The organism is Pseudomonas sp. CCC3.1 (assembly GCF_034347405.1).
Lineage (GTDB): Bacteria > Pseudomonadota > Gammaproteobacteria > Pseudomonadales > Pseudomonadaceae > Aquipseudomonas.
In genome coordinates this window covers 3,597,516-3,614,503 of sequence record NZ_CP133778.1, presented here as the reverse complement: position 1 = coordinate 3,614,503, position 16,988 = coordinate 3,597,516, and the positions used below count along the sequence as shown (strand labels likewise).

22 protein-coding genes and 4 tRNA genes are annotated in these 16,988 nt (G+C 55.9%); 16 read left to right on the top strand and 10 right to left on the bottom strand.

From position 1 onward, the window contains the following. Positions 1 to 149: 149 nt before the first annotated feature. From RHM56_RS15915 to RHM56_RS15880, 8 genes are all read left to right on the top strand, one after another. Positions 150 to 225: transfer RNA gene (locus RHM56_RS15915), tRNA-Ala, on the top strand. A 75-nt stretch (positions 226 to 300) separates the two neighbouring features. Then, positions 301 to 376: transfer RNA gene (locus tag RHM56_RS15910), tRNA-Glu, on the top strand. Positions 377 to 426: 50 nt separating this feature from the next. Further along, positions 427 to 502, top strand: a tRNA-Ala gene (locus RHM56_RS15905). A gap of 77 nt (positions 503 to 579) precedes the next feature. Next, a tRNA-Glu gene (locus tag RHM56_RS15900) sits at positions 580 to 655 on the top strand. A 174-nt stretch (positions 656 to 829) separates the two neighbouring features. Next, entirely contained in the window at positions 830 to 1,264 is a 435-nt protein-coding gene (locus RHM56_RS15895; protein WP_322233739.1) for a thioesterase family protein, read from the top strand. Between the two features lie 62 nt (positions 1,265 to 1,326). Next, on the top strand, positions 1,327 to 2,286 hold the full coding sequence (locus tag RHM56_RS15890; protein ID WP_322233736.1) for a tRNA-dihydrouridine synthase: 960 nt from the start codon (positions 1,327 to 1,329) through the stop codon (positions 2,284 to 2,286). A gap of 122 nt (positions 2,287 to 2,408) precedes the next feature. Then, a complete protein-coding gene (locus tag RHM56_RS15885; protein WP_322233733.1) occupies positions 2,409 to 2,891 on the top strand; it encodes an Hsp20 family protein in 483 nt (160 codons plus the stop codon). A 313-nt stretch (positions 2,892 to 3,204) separates the two neighbouring features. After that, positions 3,205 to 3,333 (top strand): hypothetical protein, encoded by a 129-nt coding sequence (locus RHM56_RS15880; protein ID WP_322233731.1) that lies wholly within the window; start codon positions 3,205 to 3,207, stop codon positions 3,331 to 3,333. Positions 3,334 to 3,560: 227 nt separating this feature from the next. On the opposite strand, the gene pbpG is transcribed toward RHM56_RS15880, so the two are convergent. The 3 genes from pbpG to RHM56_RS15865 all read right to left on the bottom strand — a co-directional run bounded on the left by pbpG (position 3,561) and on the right by RHM56_RS15865 (position 5,621). Further along, entirely contained in the window at positions 3,561 to 4,499 is a 939-nt protein-coding gene (pbpG, locus tag RHM56_RS15875) for a D-alanyl-D-alanine endopeptidase (protein ID WP_322233728.1), read from the bottom strand. Positions 4,500 to 4,850: 351 nt separating this feature from the next. Then, positions 4,851 to 5,060 (bottom strand): helix-turn-helix transcriptional regulator, encoded by a 210-nt coding sequence (locus RHM56_RS15870; protein ID WP_322233726.1) that lies wholly within the window; start codon positions 5,058 to 5,060, stop codon positions 4,851 to 4,853. A gap of 9 nt (positions 5,061 to 5,069) precedes the next feature. After that, positions 5,070 to 5,621, bottom strand: a complete 552-nt coding sequence (locus RHM56_RS15865) for a DUF2975 domain-containing protein (RefSeq protein ID WP_322233724.1) — start codon at positions 5,619 to 5,621, stop codon at positions 5,070 to 5,072. A gap of 249 nt (positions 5,622 to 5,870) precedes the next feature. Here RHM56_RS15865 and RHM56_RS15860 point away from each other — a divergent pair, with 249 nt between their 5' ends. Next, positions 5,871 to 6,812, top strand: coding sequence for a class I SAM-dependent methyltransferase (locus RHM56_RS15860; protein ID WP_322233721.1), 942 nt, complete (start codon positions 5,871 to 5,873; stop codon positions 6,810 to 6,812). A 165-nt stretch (positions 6,813 to 6,977) separates the two neighbouring features. On the opposite strand, the gene RHM56_RS15855 is transcribed toward RHM56_RS15860, so the two are convergent. After that, positions 6,978 to 7,496: a DNA starvation/stationary phase protection protein gene (locus RHM56_RS15855; RefSeq protein WP_322233719.1), complete on the bottom strand. Its 519-nt coding sequence runs from the start codon at positions 7,494 to 7,496 to the stop codon at positions 6,978 to 6,980. A 206-nt stretch (positions 7,497 to 7,702) separates the two neighbouring features. Here RHM56_RS15855 and RHM56_RS15850 point away from each other — a divergent pair, with 206 nt between their 5' ends. Beyond that, on the top strand, positions 7,703 to 8,398 hold the full coding sequence (locus RHM56_RS15850) for an AzlC family ABC transporter permease (protein ID WP_322233716.1): 696 nt from the start codon (positions 7,703 to 7,705) through the stop codon (positions 8,396 to 8,398). Next, entirely contained in the window at positions 8,398 to 8,709 is a 312-nt protein-coding gene (locus tag RHM56_RS15845; protein ID WP_322241794.1) for an AzlD domain-containing protein, read from the top strand. Before RHM56_RS15850 ends, RHM56_RS15845 begins: the two co-directional genes overlap by 1 nt. Here the strand turns inward: RHM56_RS15845 and RHM56_RS15840 are convergent. The 3 genes from RHM56_RS15840 to RHM56_RS15830 form a co-directional block, all read right to left on the bottom strand. Next, positions 8,657 to 8,851, bottom strand: a complete 195-nt coding sequence (locus tag RHM56_RS15840) for a hypothetical protein (RefSeq protein WP_322233713.1) — start codon at positions 8,849 to 8,851, stop codon at positions 8,657 to 8,659. The two genes, RHM56_RS15845 and RHM56_RS15840, sit on opposite strands and share 53 nt — an antisense overlap. Before the next feature lie 109 nt (positions 8,852 to 8,960). Then, positions 8,961 to 9,155: a hypothetical protein gene (locus RHM56_RS15835; RefSeq protein ID WP_322233710.1), complete on the bottom strand. Its 195-nt coding sequence runs from the start codon at positions 9,153 to 9,155 to the stop codon at positions 8,961 to 8,963. Between the two features lie 174 nt (positions 9,156 to 9,329). Beyond that, positions 9,330 to 9,677: a hypothetical protein gene (locus RHM56_RS15830; protein WP_322233708.1), complete on the bottom strand. Its 348-nt coding sequence runs from the start codon at positions 9,675 to 9,677 to the stop codon at positions 9,330 to 9,332. Between the two features lie 229 nt (positions 9,678 to 9,906). Between RHM56_RS15830 and RHM56_RS15825 the strand changes: the two genes are divergently transcribed. After that, on the top strand, positions 9,907 to 10,725 hold the full coding sequence (locus tag RHM56_RS15825; protein ID WP_322233705.1) for a shikimate 5-dehydrogenase: 819 nt from the start codon (positions 9,907 to 9,909) through the stop codon (positions 10,723 to 10,725). 39 nt (positions 10,726 to 10,764) lie between these two features. Here RHM56_RS15825 and RHM56_RS15820 read toward each other — a convergent pair whose 3' ends face one another. Next, the gene (locus tag RHM56_RS15820; RefSeq protein ID WP_322233703.1) at positions 10,765 to 11,409 is read right to left on the bottom strand and encodes a YceH family protein; all 645 of its coding nucleotides are present in this window, start codon (positions 11,407 to 11,409) and stop codon (positions 10,765 to 10,767) included. 133 nt (positions 11,410 to 11,542) lie between these two features. Here RHM56_RS15820 and RHM56_RS15815 point away from each other — a divergent pair, with 133 nt between their 5' ends. Next, positions 11,543 to 12,052 (top strand): DUF1993 domain-containing protein, encoded by a 510-nt coding sequence (locus tag RHM56_RS15815; RefSeq protein WP_322233700.1) that lies wholly within the window; start codon positions 11,543 to 11,545, stop codon positions 12,050 to 12,052. An 86-nt stretch (positions 12,053 to 12,138) separates the two neighbouring features. Here RHM56_RS15815 and sstT read toward each other — a convergent pair whose 3' ends face one another. Next, positions 12,139 to 13,371 carry a serine/threonine transporter SstT gene (gene sstT / locus RHM56_RS15810; RefSeq protein ID WP_322233697.1) on the bottom strand — a complete coding sequence of 411 codons (1,233 nt, stop codon included), beginning with the start codon at positions 13,369 to 13,371 and terminating at the stop codon, positions 12,139 to 12,141. A 334-nt stretch (positions 13,372 to 13,705) separates the two neighbouring features. On the opposite strand from sstT, the gene RHM56_RS15805 reads away from it, so the two are divergent. Then, a complete protein-coding gene (locus tag RHM56_RS15805) occupies positions 13,706 to 14,860 on the top strand; it encodes an MFS transporter (RefSeq protein WP_322233694.1) in 1,155 nt (384 codons plus the stop codon). Here RHM56_RS15805 and nhaR read toward each other — a convergent pair. Beyond that, the gene (nhaR, locus tag RHM56_RS15800) at positions 14,857 to 15,762 is read right to left on the bottom strand and encodes a transcriptional activator NhaR (protein ID WP_322233692.1); all 906 of its coding nucleotides are present in this window, start codon (positions 15,760 to 15,762) and stop codon (positions 14,857 to 14,859) included. The genes RHM56_RS15805 and nhaR overlap by 4 nt on opposite strands. Positions 15,763 to 15,899: 137 nt before the next feature. On the opposite strand from nhaR, the gene RHM56_RS15795 reads away from it, so the two are divergent. After that, positions 15,900 to 16,142 (top strand): hypothetical protein, encoded by a 243-nt coding sequence (locus RHM56_RS15795; RefSeq protein ID WP_322233689.1) that lies wholly within the window; start codon positions 15,900 to 15,902, stop codon positions 16,140 to 16,142. A 30-nt stretch (positions 16,143 to 16,172) separates the two neighbouring features. Beyond that, positions 16,173 to 16,928 (top strand): TerC family protein, encoded by a 756-nt coding sequence (locus RHM56_RS15790; protein WP_322233686.1) that lies wholly within the window; start codon positions 16,173 to 16,175, stop codon positions 16,926 to 16,928. Positions 16,929 to 16,988 lie beyond the last annotated feature (60 nt).

The window sequence follows — 16,988 nt, the reverse complement described above, 5'->3', positions numbered from 1 at the left end:
GCGTCAACCCGTGTTTTCGGGGTTTTAAGGGTAAGTGGTTGTTCTCTCGATAGATTTTTTTAAAAAACTTTGAAAATAAGTTTGACAGCCTACCGATCCAGTCTTAATATGCGCCCCGTCCACACAGCAACACGCAACACTGACTGTTTGGGGCTATAGCTCAGCTGGGAGAGCGCTTGCATGGCATGCAAGAGGTCAACGGTTCGATCCCGTTTAGCTCCACCAAATTTACAGTTCAATGCCTGGCCACACCGGCATTGAATCGATCAGCACTCAGCGCTGATCAGTTAGGAGGTTTGTGTCCCCTTCGTCTAGTGGCCTAGGACACCGCCCTTTCACGGCGGTAACAGGGGTTCGAGTCCCCTAGGGGACGCCAGTTTTACAGAAGCAGCACTTCGGTGTTGCTCCGCCGCCAGGCGATAAATCGGGGCTATAGCTCAGCTGGGAGAGCGCTTGCATGGCATGCAAGAGGTCAACGGTTCGATCCCGTTTAGCTCCACCAATTTACAGTTCAATGCCGGGCCACACTGGCATTGAATCGATCAGCACTCAGTGTTGATCACTGTTAGAAGGGTTTGTGTCCCCTTCGTCTAGTGGCCTAGGACACCGCCCTTTCACGGCGGTAACAGGGGTTCGAGTCCCCTAGGGGACGCCACGATTACCCGCTCTGCGGGATTTTTAAGGGTCATTCAATTATTGAATGGCCCTTTTGTTTGTCTGGCGTTTACCAAATCCATCCCCCTTTTCTCTAAGCTCTCATCCCGATCGTGCCTTTGTGCAGAAGGGGTGCGTTACACTGCGCGCTTCATTTGTGTGCAGGGAGACAGGCATGAGTTGGGATCTGGCAACGCCGTTCATTATTGATCTGCACGTGCAGGCTGAAGACATTGACGGCTTTGGTCATGCCAATAACGCCGCCTATGTGGTTTGGCTGGAGCGTTGCGCCTGGCGCCACTCGCAGCGTCTTGGGCTGGATTTAACCGAGTACCGCAGACTCGATCGGGCAATGGCTGTTGCGCGCCATGAGATCGATTACCTGGCCAGCGCCTATGAAGATGATGAGTTGCAACTGGCGACCTGGATTGTCGATTGCGACAAGCGCCTGCGCATGACTCGGCACTTTCAATTGGTCCGGCCTGCTGACGGCGCCACCTTGCTGCGTGCGCAAACCACGTTCGTCTGCATCGAATTGTCGACGGGCAAACCCAAGCGTCTGCCGCCCGAGTTCATTGAAGGCTACGGCCCGGCGGTCGTGACGGCCTGATCACGATACCGATTGGCCGCAGAACCCCGTAAACTGCGGCACGTTTTTTATGAGAGTCACCCATGCAAATTGCTTTGGCGCCGATGGAAGGGTTGGTTGACAACATCCTGCGTGATGTCCTGACCCGCACCGGCGGTATTGATTGGTGCGTGACCGAATTTATTCGGGTCACTGAGCGAGTATTGCCAGAAGCGTACTTCCACAAATTCGCCCCGGAACTCAAGCATGGCGCGCAAACCCGCTCTGGCGTGCCGCTGCGCGTGCAATTGCTGGGCTCCGATCCGGCCTGTCTGGCGGATAACGCGGCGTTGGCCTGTGAGTTGGGTTCCGGGGTCATTGACCTTAACTTTGGTTGCCCGGCCAAGACCGTGAATAAATCCCGTGGCGGTGCGGTGCTGCTTAAAGAGCCCGAGTTGCTGCACGCGATCTTGCTGCAGGTTCGGCGCACGGTGCCTGCGCATATTCCGGTCACTGCGAAGATGCGTTTGGGCTTTGATACGCCTGACAGCGCCAATGAGTGCGCGATTGCCCTGGCAGAAGGCGGCGCGAGTCAGATCGTGGTGCATGCGCGGACCAAGATGGACGGCTACAAGCCGCCTGCGCACTGGGAATATATCGCCCAGGTGCAAGATGTGGTCAAGGTGCCGGTGTTCGCCAATGGCGACATCTGGTCGGTTGAAGATTGGCGCCGTTGCCGCGAAATTAGCGGTGCAGAAGACATCATGCTGGGTCGCGGGCTGGTGTCGCGTCCCGATCTGGCGCGGCAAATTGCTGCTGCCCGTGCAGGCGAAGAAGTGGTCGAGATGACCTGGGCAGATTTGCAGCCAATGATTCGCGATTTCTGGGCGCAGGCCGAAGCGCAACTGACGCCACGCTCAGCGCCGGGGCGGCTCAAGCAGTGGCTGGCCATGCTGACTCGTAACTATCCTGAAGCTGTGGTGTTGTTCAATGCCATGCGCCGTGAGACAGACTGCGAGAAGGTCCGGCATATGGTCAATAATCCGCCTGCGGACGCTGCTTGAAGCGTCTGAAAAAAATTCAAAAAACCCCCTTGAAATGGTTATGCCGGTCCCTATTTAGGGGTTAAGCGATGCCGAAACCGGGTCGCGGAGACAAAATCTCGCTGAAATCAGGAGGCTAAATTATGAGCAACGCATTTTCCATGGCGCCACTGTTCCGTAATTCTGTCGGCTTTGACCGTTTTAGTGATTTGTTTGAAACCGCGCTGCGCAATGAGCCAGGCAGCAGCTATCCACCTTACAACGTCGAAAAGCACGGTGAAGACAGTTATCGCATCGTGATCGCGACGGCAGGTTTCACTCAGGAAGATCTGGACCTGCAAGTAGAAAAAGGTGTGTTGAGCGTCAGTGGCAGCAAGCGTGAAACCTTCGGTGACAACACCGAGAGCAGCACTGAGAGAAGTGCATCAGGCGTGACCTATTTGCATCAGGGGATCGCGCAACGGGCATTTAAGCTGTCCTTCCGTCTCGACGATCATATCGAGATCAAAGGCGCGAACTTGAGCAATGGCTTGCTGAGCATCGACCTGCAGCGGGTGGTGCCAGAAGAAGCAAAAGCCAAACGTATCCCGATCAATGGGGATCAACAGCCTGCTCTGCAAAACTGATCTGAGCCTGTGCTAGTCAAGAACCCCGTCTTTTAGGCGGGGTTCTTGTTAGGCTCTGTACGAAATGTATCTGCGCTCGGTTATGCCGCGTTGAAAACAGGCTCGGAATGCTCATTTACAACTAGTAAACTCCGCTTCCTCGCCTGTTTTTGCCTTGCCTAACCTTCGCTCGAAAACATTTCGTACAGAGCCTAGCGGGAGAGAGGGCTTCAACTGATCTGCAAGCACGTGTTTCTGAGGCCCGAAAAGGTGCCTGACGTCGACTAGTCTGCTGGGACCGACCTCATTGGAGGGTCTCTCACTGGAACTTAAGATGAAGAACAAGCGCGCACGTGATTCAGAAACAGGTCTGTTTATTCCGTTGGATGAGGCCAAACGTCGTCCGAAAGAAACCACCGTCGAAACCATCAAAAAAACGCCTAGGCCTGCACCCAAGCGTTAACGAGCAGCACGCAGGCATTTGCTTCCGACTCTCTCCCCGGGGCAAGTGCCTGCTTTTTTTCGCCTGTTATTGTGCAGTGTTGCTGCGCTCAGGGCCCAATAGCAGCCAATACAGCACTTCCCGATTGCAGGCCAGCGTCGCGCTGCTGACCGGGCCATGCGCAGGCCTGAACAAACACCTGAGATACGCTAAGCCAGGCCCGGGATGCCGGGCCTGGTCCACGAGGATTACTTTGCGGCCTGAGCCACATTGCCCTGGCGGTGTTGCAGGTTTTTGTCCGCTTTATAGCGCAGGGCTACGTCAGGCACGCTACCGGTCTTGCCGGTTTCAACCCAGTTGCGAATCCGTCCTGCATCGGCAAAGTGGGTGTACTTGCCGAACGCATCAAGAATGACCAGCGATACAGGGCGATTGCCCATTTCGGTCACCAGTACCAGGCAGTGGCCGGCCTGATTGGTGAAGCCGGTTTTGGTGATCTTGATGTCCCATTTATCTTTGTTGATCAAGTGGTCGGTGTTATGGAAGCCCAGTGTGTAGTTGGGTTTGCGGAATGTAACGGATTTTTCTTTGGTGGTGCTCAACTGGCTGAGCATGGGGTAGTGGCGTGCGGCGGCCAGCAGCTTGCTCAAGTCGCGTGCGGTAGAGACGTTGCGAGGCGACAGGCCGGTCGGCTCAACATAATGCGTATTCATCATGCCCAAGCTCTTGGCCTTGGCATTCATCGCCGCAATAAACTTTACATAGCCGCCCGGGTAGTGGTGCGCCAGGCTGGCCGCTGCGCGGTTTTCCGATGACATGAGGGTGATCAGCATCATTTCGTGGCGCGACAGTTCACTGCCCAGTTTCACGCGTGAAAACACGCCTTTCATTTCCGGGGTGTCGCTGATATTGACCGAGATGTACTCGTCCATCGATTGCTTGGCGTCCAGCACCACCATCGCGGTCATCAGCTTGGAAACCGAGGCGATAGGTACGATCACGTCCGGGTTGCTGGCGTAAATGACTTTATTGGTTTGCAGGTCGATCAACAGGGCACTGCCCGAGGCAATGTGCAATTTGGAGCTGTCCCGTGGGGACGAAGTGCTTTCAGTCGCTGCGGCGATTGAGGGAGCGGCTGTGCCTGTGAGAACTAAAAATAGGCTCAAAATCGAAAGATGAATTTTCACGCAGATTGACTCAATGGTGGTTAGGGAATTCTGGGCTGTAGCCGTTCGTATACATATAACGTTACATTTTTTGAGTATGGATTAATAACGTCAAAAATGCCTGATTTAGCAGGGGTTTAGCAGAGATATTTCGCGCTATAGGTGATGAGCGGTTTTTAACCTTGCAGACGTGGGCTCTGCGGGTTCCTCTGCCAATGAAGCGTGCATCGCACGAGCCTAGCAGCGCAATGCTGTTCGCTGGCTGAACAGACTTGAGGGTTGGGGGCTGAATGCACTGTGCAGCGCAAAGCGCCCGTGAGGTGTCTATCTCACGGGCGCAATGGCAGTTGAGTGGGGGTGGCAAGAGCGGTTTTATGACTCTGGTCGATAGTGCAGCAAGTCCCCTGGCTGGCAATCCAGTGCGATGCAAATGGCTTCCAGAGTCGCGAGCCTTATACCTTTGACCTTTCCTTGCTTGAGCAGTGAAAGGTTTTGCTCAGTAATCCCGATCATTTGCGCGAGGTCTTTGGACTTGACCTTGCGTGTGGCCAGCATGACGTCCAGCTTTATATCTATCGGCATCTTGCCCTCTTAAACAAACTGCTGATTCTCTCGTGCCAACGAGCAGGCGTTGTACAAGCTGCGGGCGATGATCATAAGAGAGGCGGAGAGAAATAAGGCAACAATATGTGACGGATCAAAGCTCAGCGTAAACAAGCGTTCGCCAACAGGGCGGGTAAACGTGAGCCAGACACTCATGACCGGTGTCAGCAACAGGCTGGCCAGTACCCATAACGTCACGCTTTTGCCGACTTTGCCCAGCAGTTCGGCAGACTCGGCAGAGAAGTATTCTCCTTTGCTGTAGGCCAGGAACAAGCTGCGCAATGCCAGCAAGCCTCTAGCCAGTATCAGCAAGGGGATGCTGGACAGAACGATTCCGCCCGCCGCCTGCCACCAAGGCATGAGAAGGATGTCTGCCTGCAATGTTTCGGTCAGAGCGCTCAAGCTAAAGCTGCCCACGTACATGCCGATGGCGGCAGGGAAAATCCAGTAGGCGATATTGGTCAGCAGCATGCTGACGACCAATACCAATGTGGCTGTTGCCAGGACCCGGCTGCGATTGGCCAAGAGATCTGTTTTCATCGAACAATCCTTTTGAGTTGTAGTCATCGATTTAAGTGTCCGGACACTGCGCAGTTCTTCCGGGTAGATCCACGCAGTGATCGCATCGTAATTCGATAATAAATGATTGTAAAACGATAATTTCGTGGCGTTGCAAGTGCGCTTCGTAAGTGGATTGCTCTGTATCAGTCAGGCCGCTGTTACGTGTTGGTTAGGTGCGCCCCGGCAATTGTGTAAAATGCCGGCCCTTGAAATTGACCGGCCAGCCCGATGACCCCTGAAGCCTTAACGACCCTGCATCTGCACTTATTAACGGCCCTGGAGACTGCGCCCAGTGAAACCCGGCGTATTTTCCATGGGCGCGGCCGCTGCTGGCCCGGTCTTGAGCAGTTAACGGTGGACTGGCTGCAGGGCGTGGTCCTGGTTTCGTTATTCAAAGAGCCTGAGCCCGCGCAGCTTGATGCGCTGAAGCAGTTGCTGCTCAATCTCGCGCAGTCGCCCGTGTGGCAAGCCAGTGGAGCTCACACCCTGGCGCTGCAACATCGCTATACGTTGCAAAGTGATACCGAGTGGCTGGTCGGTGAGGTGATCGATGAGTGGACCCTCACCGAGGGTGGGTTGCGCTATCGGGTGGACTTGGGCCGCAAGCAGAACAACGGCCTGTTCCTCGACATGCGCTACGGCCGCGACTGGGTGCGGGGCCATGCCGAGGGCAAGCGGGTATTGAATCTGTTTGCCTACACCTGCGGTTTTTCGGTCGCCGCCATTGAGGGCGGTGCGCAGCACGTGGTCAACCTCGACATGTCACGGGCGGCGTTGAGCCGCGGCCGCGATAACCACCGGCTGAACGGGCATGACATGAGTAAGGTGAGTTTTCTCGGGCATGAGTTGTTCAAGTCGTGGGGCAAGGTCAAGAGCATGGGGCCTTACGACATGGTCATCATCGATCCGCCTTCCTTCCAGAAGGGCAGCTTTTTGCTGACCAAGGACTACCAGCGTGTGGTGCGCCGCTTGCCAGAGCTGCTCAGTGAGAACGGCACGGTACTGGCCTGCATGAATGACCCGGCGCAGGGTTCGGATTTTCTGATTGATGGCATGACCCAGGATGCTCCGAGCCTGCGTTTTGAGCAGCGACTGGATAACCCGCCGGAGTTTCCGGACGCTGATGCTGAGTGCGGTTTGAAAGCCCTGGTGTTCAAGCAAGGCGTTTGATGGACGAAAAAAAGCCCGCGGGGGAGAGTGCGGGCAAAGGGTTCATTGAATGAGCGGGGCCAATATACAAGTCGCCGTCTGTAATGAGGGTGAAACAAAATTCATCATTCGGTAGCCGCTGCGCTCGCCATCGAAGCCTGCGGTAGCGGCTAAAGAGTGCTTGGTTTATTGGGTGCGCGAGGACTCAAACAGGAACCAGACGCGGCGTTCGGCCTCGTCGATCCAGTTTTCCAGCAGGCTGGCGGTCGCTACGTCGCCCAGTTCAGAGCACATGTCGTGGGTGGTGCGCATGTAGGCAGCCAGCTGGATGTTGTCTTCGCGCAGCTCGGCCAGCATGTCTGCCGGGGTCACAAAGTCAGCATCGTTGTCCAGCAGGCGCTGTAGCTTCTTGATGTGGCCTATCGAGCGAATGGTGGTGCGCCCCAGCTTGCGCACGCGTTCGGCAATGGCGTCGGTGGTGGCAAAAATCTGATCGGATTGTTCGTCCAGCAGCAGGTGGAAATCACGAAAGTGCGGGCCGGACATGTGCCAGTGGAAATTCTTGGTTTTGATGTAAATGGCAAAGGTGTCTGCCAGCAGTGCATTCACTTCTGCAGCAATGTTGATGCAAGCTTCTTCGCTCAGCGCCGAAGGTGTCCGCAGATCGGCCTTTCTGCTTTCCTTGGCGGATTTCAGGTCTTTCATGGTCGTTCCTCGTGTTGGCTGTGAATGGGCTTAAACGAATGAATTGTGGGGCTGACTAAAGACCACGTTCGGTGCTGCGTCAAACCCGGCGAGTCGCTCAACAAGGGCGGCTAATGGTTGCGACCGGGCGAAGAGCAAGATCGTTCAAGACATTTCACGTTCAAGTTGCGACTCTTTGTCACTGTTAACTGCCGGGATGTTTTTTGATGTCTACTTCGCTTCCTCGCGTCGCTTTCATGCGCGGCGCGATTGCTTGCCTGCCATTGACGTTGGCGTGCGCGCCCTGGGGGCTGCTGGCCGGATCGACAGCAATTGATGCTCAGTTGACCCCGATGCAAAGTCAGGGCCTGTCGCTGTTTGTGTTCGCCGGTGCGGCCCAGTTAGTGGCCATTGGGATGATCAAGGGTGGCGCCAGTGCGCTGTCCATTTTGCTGACGACCTTACTGCTCACCTCGCAACACTTGCTCTATGCGATGCATCTGCGACCACTGGTATCGCCCATGGAGCCGAAGTGGCGCATGGGGCTTGGCTTTTTGCTCACCGATGAGTTTTTTGCGCTGGTGAGCCCATTCGATCGCCAGACGTTCAACCGCTGGTACGCGCTGGGCGTTGGCCTGTGCATGTATGTGGGCTGGAACCTGTTCACTTGCCTGGGCGTGATTGTCGGCAAGAGTATTCCGGGGCTGGATCAACTGGGGCTGGAGTTTTCGATTGCTGCGACGTTTATTGCTCTGATCACGCCGATTGTGCGCGACGTGCCAACGGTCATCTGTGTTGCAGTTTCGTTGTTGAGCGTGGTGCTGTTCAGTTATTGGCAGTGGGAGTCGGCGATTGTCCTGGCCGGGCTGGCGGGCATGGCGGCCGGGTATCTTGGCAAGCGAGTGGGAGCGTATTTCGCATGATGATATGGCTGATTATTGGCGGGATGACGCTGATTCTGTTTTTCAACCGCTACCTGTTTCTGGAGCCGCGCTTGCCGATTCGCTTGAATCGCGGGGTCAGGGAGTTTCTGGGGTTTGCGGTGCCGGGCATGCTGACTGCGATTTGCGGGCCGATCATTTTTATCAAGGATCACACGCTCGATTTGAGCCTGGCCAACCCCTACCTGCTGGCGGGGTTGTGCGCGATAGGGTTGATGCTCTGGACCCGCAATGTGTTGCTCAGTGTCGTGTTAAGTGTGGCGTTGTTTTATCTGTTTCGCGCGTGGCTTTGAGTTGGGCGGCGGCGCGTGAAGTAAAAGGGCCGCTGACGGGGACGCCGTCGCTGACCACATACCAGCACGCCAACAGGCCGTCCGCGCGAAGCGGTGCGGGGACTGCGCTGCCGATAACCGACATGATATGGACCTTGGCCATAGGAACCTCCTGCAAATAATGTGGCTACCTTACGGCCTGAGCTGCAGCGCAAAAAATCATTACGCGTGATAGTCGCCATTGATGCTGATGAGGTTATGTGTGCAATGGCTTAATCGACGACTTGATCGAGCATGTGCATGACGTCCTGGTCGCTCAACAAACCCTGATTGACGAGGTGTTGGGTCAAGAGTGAAACGAGCTTTGCCGTGCGGTGACCTTCGAGCTGCTTGAGTTCGGTCAGCGTGTTGTAAACCTTGCTCGACGTGCACAGTCCTGCAGTGTGGTGCGGGTTTTGTGTCGGCATACAGGTCGTCCTTATTTTTATAAAGTGCAAATGGTTACGGTAAGAGCATCAAATGTTCGCGCATGGGTGATGCCGTAGTTTGAGTCAATACTGTGTATTGGCCGTGACATTCGCAACCTTTAATAATCAGACCTGCCGGCAGCTGTACAAGCCTGCCGGTGCACCAGGGGGGGATTACCAGCGCGGTGGGCCGTAATAACCGCGTGGTGGGCCGTAATACACCGGGTGTGGCCGGCCGTAATAGGCAGGTTCATAAACGGTTTGTGTTTGTACGTACACCGGCTGCGGCTGGTAGTACACCGGCGGTGCTTGTACATAAACCGGTTGTGGCTGCACATAAACGGGCTGCTGGACGTAAACCGGGCGCTGTTGGCTGGCGACTATCGAACCAACAACCGTAGCACCGACCACAGCGCCTAATATCGCCGGGCCAGCACCCCAACCGCCACCATGGGCGGATGCCTGGCCAGCGACTGCCAGGGCGCCGATAAGCAAAGCAACTTTGGGGAAGGTAAGCATCATGAGGATCCTCTGATTTCAACCCCACGACTTGGCCTGCACCAGGCCACATAAATAGCGGGGATAACACTAAGACAGTCATTTTCAAAAAAATTGCAAAGTGTTTCGGTAAAGTTTGTGTAAGGTCTGCGGTCGCTGACACGTTTCAGCGAGCCCGATCAGGCTATGATCCGGCAAAACTACCTTGGCGGCTTGAGCCGTTTATCCGAAAGCACATTGCGAGGAGATGAGTATGCAAATGAATCCGAACAAAGACACCCGGCTGTGTATCTCGCTGTCAGGCAGACCCGGAAATTTCGGACTGCGTTTTCATAATCATCTGTACGAGCAACTGGGTCTGAATTTTTACTACAAAGCCTTCACCAGCAAGGACCTTAAAGGTGCGGTGACCGGTATTCGGGCCCTGGGGATTCGCGGTTGCGGGGTGTCGATGCCCTTTAAAGAAGACTGCATTGCGCTGGTCGATGAGCTGGACGCTTCAGCGCAGGCTATTGCGTCGATCAACACCATCGTCAACACCGATGGCCACCTCAAGGCTTACAACACCGATTACATCGCCATTGCGCAATTGCTGCGCAAACACGAGGTGGCCCTGGACACTACGTTTGCCGTGCTTGGCAGTGGCGGCATGGCCAAGGCGGTTGCATCGGCCTTGCGCGACGGCGGTTATCGTAACGGCCTGATCGTGGCGCGCAATGAGGTGACGGGCTCGGCGCTGGCTAAAAATTGTGGCTATGAATGGCAAGCAGAGCTGGGGCAGTACAGGCCGCAAATGCTGATCAACGTAACGCCGGTGGGCATGGCGGGCGGGGCAGAGGCACATGATCTGGCGTTTTCAGAAGCGGCGATTGATCACGCCGAGATTCTTTTCGATGTGGTGGCGATTCCGGTCGAAACCCCGCTGATTATTCGTGGCCGCGCACAAGGCAAGCGGGTGATTACAGGCCTTGAAGTCATTGCGATTCAGGCGCTTGAGCAATTTGTGTTGTACACCGGGGTCCGCCCGACCCCTGAGCAGTTCGAGGCCGCAGTGGCGTTTGCGCGCAGTTGAGTAAAGAGCAGGGCGAGGCAACTCGCCCTGCCAGGCGTTTTATTCGAGTTCCGCCAGGCGGGCTTCGAGGGCTGCGATGCGTGCCTCCAGCGCTTCAAAGCGCTCCAGCGACACCCCGGACGCGTTACTGCGTTCGCTGGGGTGCTGGCGGGCCGCCATGATTGAATCGATGTCTGCCGGGTCGCCCAGCGCGTGGGTGTAGCGATCTTCGCGCTGGCCGGACTGACGCGGTATTAGCAGCGCCAAATCGCGGGCTATCAGACGTTCGAGCTGATGCTGGACTTGTTCGGTGTCTTCAAAGTCATGCATGCGGCTGCTGCGGGTCAGTAGTTCGCTCAAGGTTTGCGGGCCACGCAGAAACAATAATCCCAGCAGCACGACCTGCGCAGGTACCAATTCCAGTGCCTTGTCGACCTTGTGTTCCCAGCGATCAGCGCGACTGCCCATGACCAGACGGGTAAAGCCACGGCCTTCAAGGGCACGCAGGCTTTGGCCGACTTGACCTTGGGTGAGGTTCATGACCGGCTCGCGGCTGGTCTTCTGATTGCAGGCCAGCACCAGTGCATTAAGGGTCAGCGGATAGGTTTCAGGATTAGTGGCTTGTTTCTCGATCAAGGAACCGAGGATGCGGATTTCGGTGCTGTTGAGCTGAGGTCCGGTGTCGGTATCGTGTTCAGTGCTCATCACGCTTTCCTTGTGCGTTGTAAAGGTAGTTAGCCTAGGTTCATCTGTTGTCAAAAGACAAGCCGCTTCGTGTGCGTCGTATGACTATAATCTGCGCGCATTAACTTCCTGCCCACAGACTGTCGAGACTTTCATGACTATCTCTCTGTACGCTGCTTCCGTTCCTGTTTTCAAGCAAATGCTCACTGCCCTGAGCGGTGTGCTGAGCAAAGCCGAAGCCCATGCGACTGCCAAGAGCATTGATCCTAGTGTGTTCCTGCAAGCACGTTTGGCGCCGGACATGTTCCCACTGGTGCGTCAGGTACAAATCGCTGTTGATTTCGCCAAGGGTGTTTCGAGCCGTCTGGCTGAAATCGAAGTGCCAAAATACGAAGACAACGAACTTACGTTTGCTGACTTGCAGGCGCTGATCAGTAAGGTTCTGGCACATCTCGATGCGCTCAAGCCTGAGCAAATCGATGGCAAGGAAGGCATCGAAATCATCACCCGCGAAGGCACCCCGAAAGAAAAGCGCTTCACTGGCCAGGCTTACTTGCTGACCTACGGTCTGCCACAGTTCTTCTTCCACGTGACCACCGCTTACGCAATTCTGCGCCACAACGGCGTTGAAATCGGCAAGCGCGACTACATGGGCGCGTTCTGATCGGGTGGTTTGACTGTCCGCGCTGACTGCGCGGCTGGTTACAGCTTCAGGAGTCGCCGTACAGGCGCTCCTGAATCTGCCAAGGCTTAGCCTTGTTGGGTGGTTTGCTCTTCCTGGGCCAGGCAGACCGCAGCAGTGAACAGCACGTCGGTAGAGGAGTTGAGCGCGGTTTCGGCCGAATCCTGCAGGATGCCGATGATGAAACCGACGGCCACAACTTGCATCGCAATTTCGCTCGGGATACCGAACAGGCTGCACGCCAGCGGGATCAACAGCAGCGAACCGCCCGCTACACCCGAGGCGCCACAGGCGCACACGGCTGCCACCACGCTGAGCAAAATAGCGGTTGGCAGGTCAACCTGAATGCCTAGTGTGTGAACGGCTGCCAGGCTCAAAACGGTGATGGTGATTGCAGCACCCGCCATGTTGATGGTCGCACCCAGCGGGATCGACACTGAGTACGTGTCTTCATGCAAGCCCAAACGCTCGCTCAACGCCATGTTTACCGGAATGTTGGCCGCAGAGCTGCGGGTGAAAAACGCGGTAATTCCGCTTTCACGCAAGCACAGAAACACCAGCGGATACGGGTTGCGACGCAGCTTCCAGAACACGATCAACGGGTTGACCACCAGCGCGACGAACAGCATGCAGCCAATCAGTACCGTGAGCAGGTGCAGGTAGCCCAGCAGGGCGCCGAAGCCCGAAGTCGCCAGGGTCGAGGCAACCAGGCCGAAGATGCCCAACGGAGCGAAGCGAATGACCACGCGCACAATCAAGGTCACGCCGTTCGATAAGTCGCTGAGCACGGTGCGGGTGGTGTCGCCTGCATGGCGAATGGCAATGCCGATGCCGATGGCCCACGCCAGGATGCCAATAAAGTTAGCGTTCATCAGCGCGCTGACCGGGTTGTCGACCACGCTCAGCAGCAGGCTTTGCAGGACTTCACTGATGCCGCCAGGCGCGGACACGGCGATATTTTCAGTGGCCAATACGAGGCTGGACGGAAACAGCATGCTGGCGATTACCGCCACGACGGCGGCGGCAAAGGTGCCGAACAAATACAGCACCAGGATGGGGCGGATATGAGTTTCTTGCCCATGTTTATGGTTGGCAATGGAAGCCATGACCAAAACAAACACCAGAATAGGCGCAACGGCTTTCAAGGCGCTGACGAACACTTTGCCGATAAAGGCCACTGAAAGTGCCGCAGCCGGGAAAAGCCAGGCCAGTAAAATGCCGGCGATCAGGCCAATGACAATCTGGGTCACCAGGCTGGTGCGTTTGAGCTTCTGCAGCAGAGTAGGCGGAGCGTCAGTCATTAAAATGTCTCTAGTTGTTGTGGGTGGCGCATTCAAGACTCTGGTTAAGCCAAGAGAGCACTTAAACGTAATGAGTAAAGCCGAGTGGAAGGGTCGAGTTTAGTCGTGCGTGCTGAACACGTCTGTCTGACTAAGACCAGCGCGGGGGGGCGGACTTTACCATACAGAAGTAGGCGCTTTCCTAAACAGGGCAATCTGTCACACGGTGGCGCGTCGTACGTTTTGGCGAGCCGCCTTTGTAGTGAATCATTCTGTTACCATTGCGCATCCCTACTTTTCTTCACGTCAGCGGGCCTTTTGGGCTTTCGCTGATGCCGTCGTTTTGGAGTTATTCATGCTGTTGCCCATCCTGCTCTTGTCTGCGGCCGGTTTCACCGTGCTGACGACGGAGTTCATTATTGTCGGCCTGCTGCCTGCGATTGCCCGCGATCTTGAGGTCAGCGTGTCTCAGGCAGGCTTGCTGGTCACCTTGTTTGCTTTCACCGTGGCAGCGCTGGGGCCGTTCCTGACGGCTTACTTCGCGCGCTTTGAGCGCAAACGCCTGTTTATCTGCATTTTGTTGATGTTTGCCTTTGCCAATACCGTTGCCGCCTTGGCACCGACTATTTGGGTGATGGCCTTTGCGCGCTTGCTGCCGGCGCTGGGCTTGCCAGTGTTTTGGGCGTTGGCCAGCGAAACAGCAGTGGACATCGTAGGGCCGGAGTATGCCGGGCGTGCGATTGCGAAAATCGGCTTCGGTATTGTCTGTGCGACGGTATTTGGTATCCCTGTCGGTACGTTGATCTCCGATGCGTGGGGCTGGCGCAGTGCGTTCGCGATTCTGGCCGCAGTTGCGCTGGCCAAAGCCTTGTTGCTGTGGGTGTATTTGCCTGCGGTCAAGGGCGTCAAAGACGGCATCACACTGCGTTCACAGTTCGCCCTGCTGCGCAGCCCGTTGATGATTGGCCACATCGTGCTGTCCGTGCTGGTATTTAGCGGCATGTTTACCGCCTACACCTACCTGGCTGACATCCTTGAGCGCCTGGCGGGTTTTGACGGCACCTTGGTGGGCTGGTGCCTGATGGGCTTTGGTGCTGTCGGCTTGATTGGCAATTCGTTGGGCGGGCGCATGGTGGACCGGCACCCGCTGATGGCCTCGATAGTGTTTTGCGCCTTTATGATTGGCGGGATGCTGGCCTTGATGCCCAGCATTCATTCCTCACTGGGGCTGGCGGCGACCATGGCCGTGTTGGGCATCACACAGGCCGCGTTGTTTTTGGTCAGTCACGTGCGGCTGATGAAGGCCGCGCCCCACGCACCGGCGTTTGCGGCGTCACTGAACATTGCCGGGGGCAACTTGGGGATCGGCCTGGGGGCCCTGTTCGGTGGGCATGTGATTGACACCTACGGCTTGGGCAGCCTCGGGGTTGCCGGTGCCGGTTTTATTCTGGTGTCGATCATGCTGGCGCTGCTGTTGATGACGATGAAGCCGCGTGTGGCCAGCGCCTAGTCGCTGGTGTCGCTAAACAGCTCGCGTCGGGCTCCCTCGGTGATCGCAATGATGCCGGGGTGGCGGCTCTTGCGCTCCACGGTGATGGCGTAAAACGACTCGGTGACGGCCTCGGTCTGGCCGATCAGTTCAACGTCGAATTGGCGCATGACTTCCTGGGCAATCACGCTGGGGGCAATAAACACCCCGATACCCGACTGACCAAAGGCCTGCATCAAGGCGCTGTCATCGAATTCGCCGACAATGCGCGGCTGGATTTTCAGCTCTGCCAACCAGCGCAGCAAGCGACTGCGAATCACCGTTTCAGGCCCCGGGATCAGCAGTGGCGCGTTTTGCAGGCACTGCGGGAAATTCTCTGCATAGCCTTGGGCCAAGGCTGAGGTGGCAAAAAAACTGATGCCGCATTCGCCCAGTTTTTGGCTCAAGCCTTTAATGTCGAGATGAGGTGGCATTGGGCTGTCGGAAATCACCAGATCAAGGCGCTGAATGGCCAGATCTGCCAGTAGCCGATCCAGCTTGTCTTCGCGGCAGGTGATACGAATCGGCTTTTCCAGTTCCATCGTCGGGGCGATCAAGCGGTAGACAATCGACTTGGGAACCACATCGGCAACGCCGACCCGGAATAAAACCTGCTGCTCCTTGGGCGCCATGCGCAGCATGCTTTCCAGGTCGCTGCCGACCTGAAAGATCTGCTCGGCATAGGGCAAGACCTGGCGCCCGGTTTCAGTCAGCTCCAATTGCCGCCCGACCCGGCGAAACAACGGCAAGCCATAGGTTTCTTCCAGCAGGCTGATTTGCCCGCTGATGGTCTGCGCAGTGAGGTTCAATTGCTCGCAGGCACGAACGATACTGCCGGTTTTGGCAACGACCCAAAAATAATGGAGTTGGCGGTAATTAAGCATCAGGTCTGTAATACTTCGTAAAAATCGAAGTATAGCGCTTATAAAAACGAATTTTCCTGAAGTGTTTGACTCTCTAAAATCTCGCGTCACTCGCTGGCCACTTCGCTGGCTGCTGATTTTAAAAAGGGTAAATCACAATGAACATTAAAAACGCAGGGTATGTAGCGCTGCTGGCGTCGGCCTTGTTGCTGATGAGCGGTTGTGATCAGGCTGAAAAAGCGGCGCAGCAAATGCTCAGCAAAACCGCTGAAACGGCAAAGCAGGCGATCGATGACACGCACAAAGCCGCCGAACAGGCACTTAACGATGCCACTGGGGGGCGCTTGATCGAGAAAGAAAAGCCAGCGCAAGAAAACAAAGATTCATCGCATACTATTTAAATTGTCTTACTGCAGAGTCAGAACGTACTTATGGAATACCTTTTAGAACTGGCTGCCAGCCCTACAGCTTGGATCGCCTTGGCCACGCTGATCGTAATGGAAGTTGTGCTCGGGATAGACAACCTGATCTTTATTTCCATCTTGACCAACAAGTTGCCGGCGCAATTTCGCACCAAAGCACGACGCATCGGTATTGGCCTGGCACTGATTCTGCGTTTGGGCTTGCTCAGCACCATCGCCTACATCGTGCAACTGACCACGCCCGTGTTTGAAGTGTTGGGTCAGGCCTTCTCCTGGAAGGACATGATTTTGATCGCCGGTGGCCTGTTCCTGGTCTGGAAGGCCACCAGTGAAATTCACCACAGCATGAGTCCGGACGCAGAAGACAAAGCTGAGGATGTGTCGTCCAAAGTGGCCATTGGTTTTGCTGCTGCGATTGGGCAGATTTTGATGCTGGACCTGGTGTTTTCCATCGACAGCATTGTTACCGCGGTCGGTATGACCGAGCACTTGCCGATCATGGTAATTGCTGTCGTGGTGGCGGTGTTGGTGATGCTGCTGGCTTCGGAGCCTCTGGCCAAGTTCATCAATGAAAACCCGACCGTGGTGATGTTGGCGCTGGCGTTCCTGATCATGATTGGCATGACCCTGATCGCTGAAGGCTTTGGTGCCCATGTGCCAAAAGGTTATGTGTATGCGGCCATGGCGTTCTCCGCCACGGTTGAAACACTGAACATTCTGGCGCGGCGGGTACGGGAAAAACGTCAGGCGTCGCTGACGAAGTAATCGCGGGTTGTCACTGAAAACCGTCCATCCTTTCTAGGGTGGACGGTTTTTTTTGCTAAG

Coding starts and splice junctions, on each gene's coding strand:
- RHM56_RS15895 (WP_322233739.1), top strand. CDS start 830: ATGAGTTGGGATCTGGCAACGCCGTTCATTATTGATCTGCACGTGCAG.
- RHM56_RS15890 (WP_322233736.1), top strand. CDS start 1,327: ATGCAAATTGCTTTGGCGCCGATGGAAGGGTTGGTTGACAACATCCTG.
- RHM56_RS15885 (WP_322233733.1), top strand. CDS start 2,409: ATGAGCAACGCATTTTCCATGGCGCCACTGTTCCGTAATTCTGTCGGC.
- RHM56_RS15880 (WP_322233731.1), top strand. CDS start 3,205: ATGAAGAACAAGCGCGCACGTGATTCAGAAACAGGTCTGTTTATTCCG.
- RHM56_RS15870 (WP_322233726.1), bottom strand. CDS start 5,060: ATGCCGATAGATATAAAGCTGGACGTCATGCTGGCCACACGCAAGGTC.
- RHM56_RS15865 (WP_322233724.1), bottom strand. CDS start 5,621: ATGAAAACAGATCTCTTGGCCAATCGCAGCCGGGTCCTGGCAACAGCC.
- RHM56_RS15860 (WP_322233721.1), top strand. CDS start 5,871: ATGACCCCTGAAGCCTTAACGACCCTGCATCTGCACTTATTAACGGCC.
- RHM56_RS15855 (WP_322233719.1), bottom strand. CDS start 7,496: ATGAAAGACCTGAAATCCGCCAAGGAAAGCAGAAAGGCCGATCTGCGG.
- RHM56_RS15850 (WP_322233716.1), top strand. CDS start 7,703: ATGTCTACTTCGCTTCCTCGCGTCGCTTTCATGCGCGGCGCGATTGCT.
- RHM56_RS15845 (WP_322241794.1), top strand. CDS start 8,398: ATGATATGGCTGATTATTGGCGGGATGACGCTGATTCTGTTTTTCAAC.
- RHM56_RS15840 (WP_322233713.1), bottom strand. CDS start 8,851: ATGGCCAAGGTCCATATCATGTCGGTTATCGGCAGCGCAGTCCCCGCA.
- RHM56_RS15835 (WP_322233710.1), bottom strand. CDS start 9,155: ATGCCGACACAAAACCCGCACCACACTGCAGGACTGTGCACGTCGAGC.
- RHM56_RS15830 (WP_322233708.1), bottom strand. CDS start 9,677: ATGATGCTTACCTTCCCCAAAGTTGCTTTGCTTATCGGCGCCCTGGCA.
- RHM56_RS15825 (WP_322233705.1), top strand. CDS start 9,907: ATGCAAATGAATCCGAACAAAGACACCCGGCTGTGTATCTCGCTGTCA.
- RHM56_RS15820 (WP_322233703.1), bottom strand. CDS start 11,409: ATGAGCACTGAACACGATACCGACACCGGACCTCAGCTCAACAGCACC.
- RHM56_RS15815 (WP_322233700.1), top strand. CDS start 11,543: ATGACTATCTCTCTGTACGCTGCTTCCGTTCCTGTTTTCAAGCAAATG.
- sstT (WP_322233697.1), bottom strand. CDS start 13,371: ATGACTGACGCTCCGCCTACTCTGCTGCAGAAGCTCAAACGCACCAGC.
- RHM56_RS15805 (WP_322233694.1), top strand. CDS start 13,706: ATGCTGTTGCCCATCCTGCTCTTGTCTGCGGCCGGTTTCACCGTGCTG.
- nhaR (WP_322233692.1), bottom strand. CDS start 15,762: ATGCTTAATTACCGCCAACTCCATTATTTTTGGGTCGTTGCCAAAACC.
- RHM56_RS15795 (WP_322233689.1), top strand. CDS start 15,900: ATGAACATTAAAAACGCAGGGTATGTAGCGCTGCTGGCGTCGGCCTTG.
- RHM56_RS15790 (WP_322233686.1), top strand. CDS start 16,173: ATGGAATACCTTTTAGAACTGGCTGCCAGCCCTACAGCTTGGATCGCC.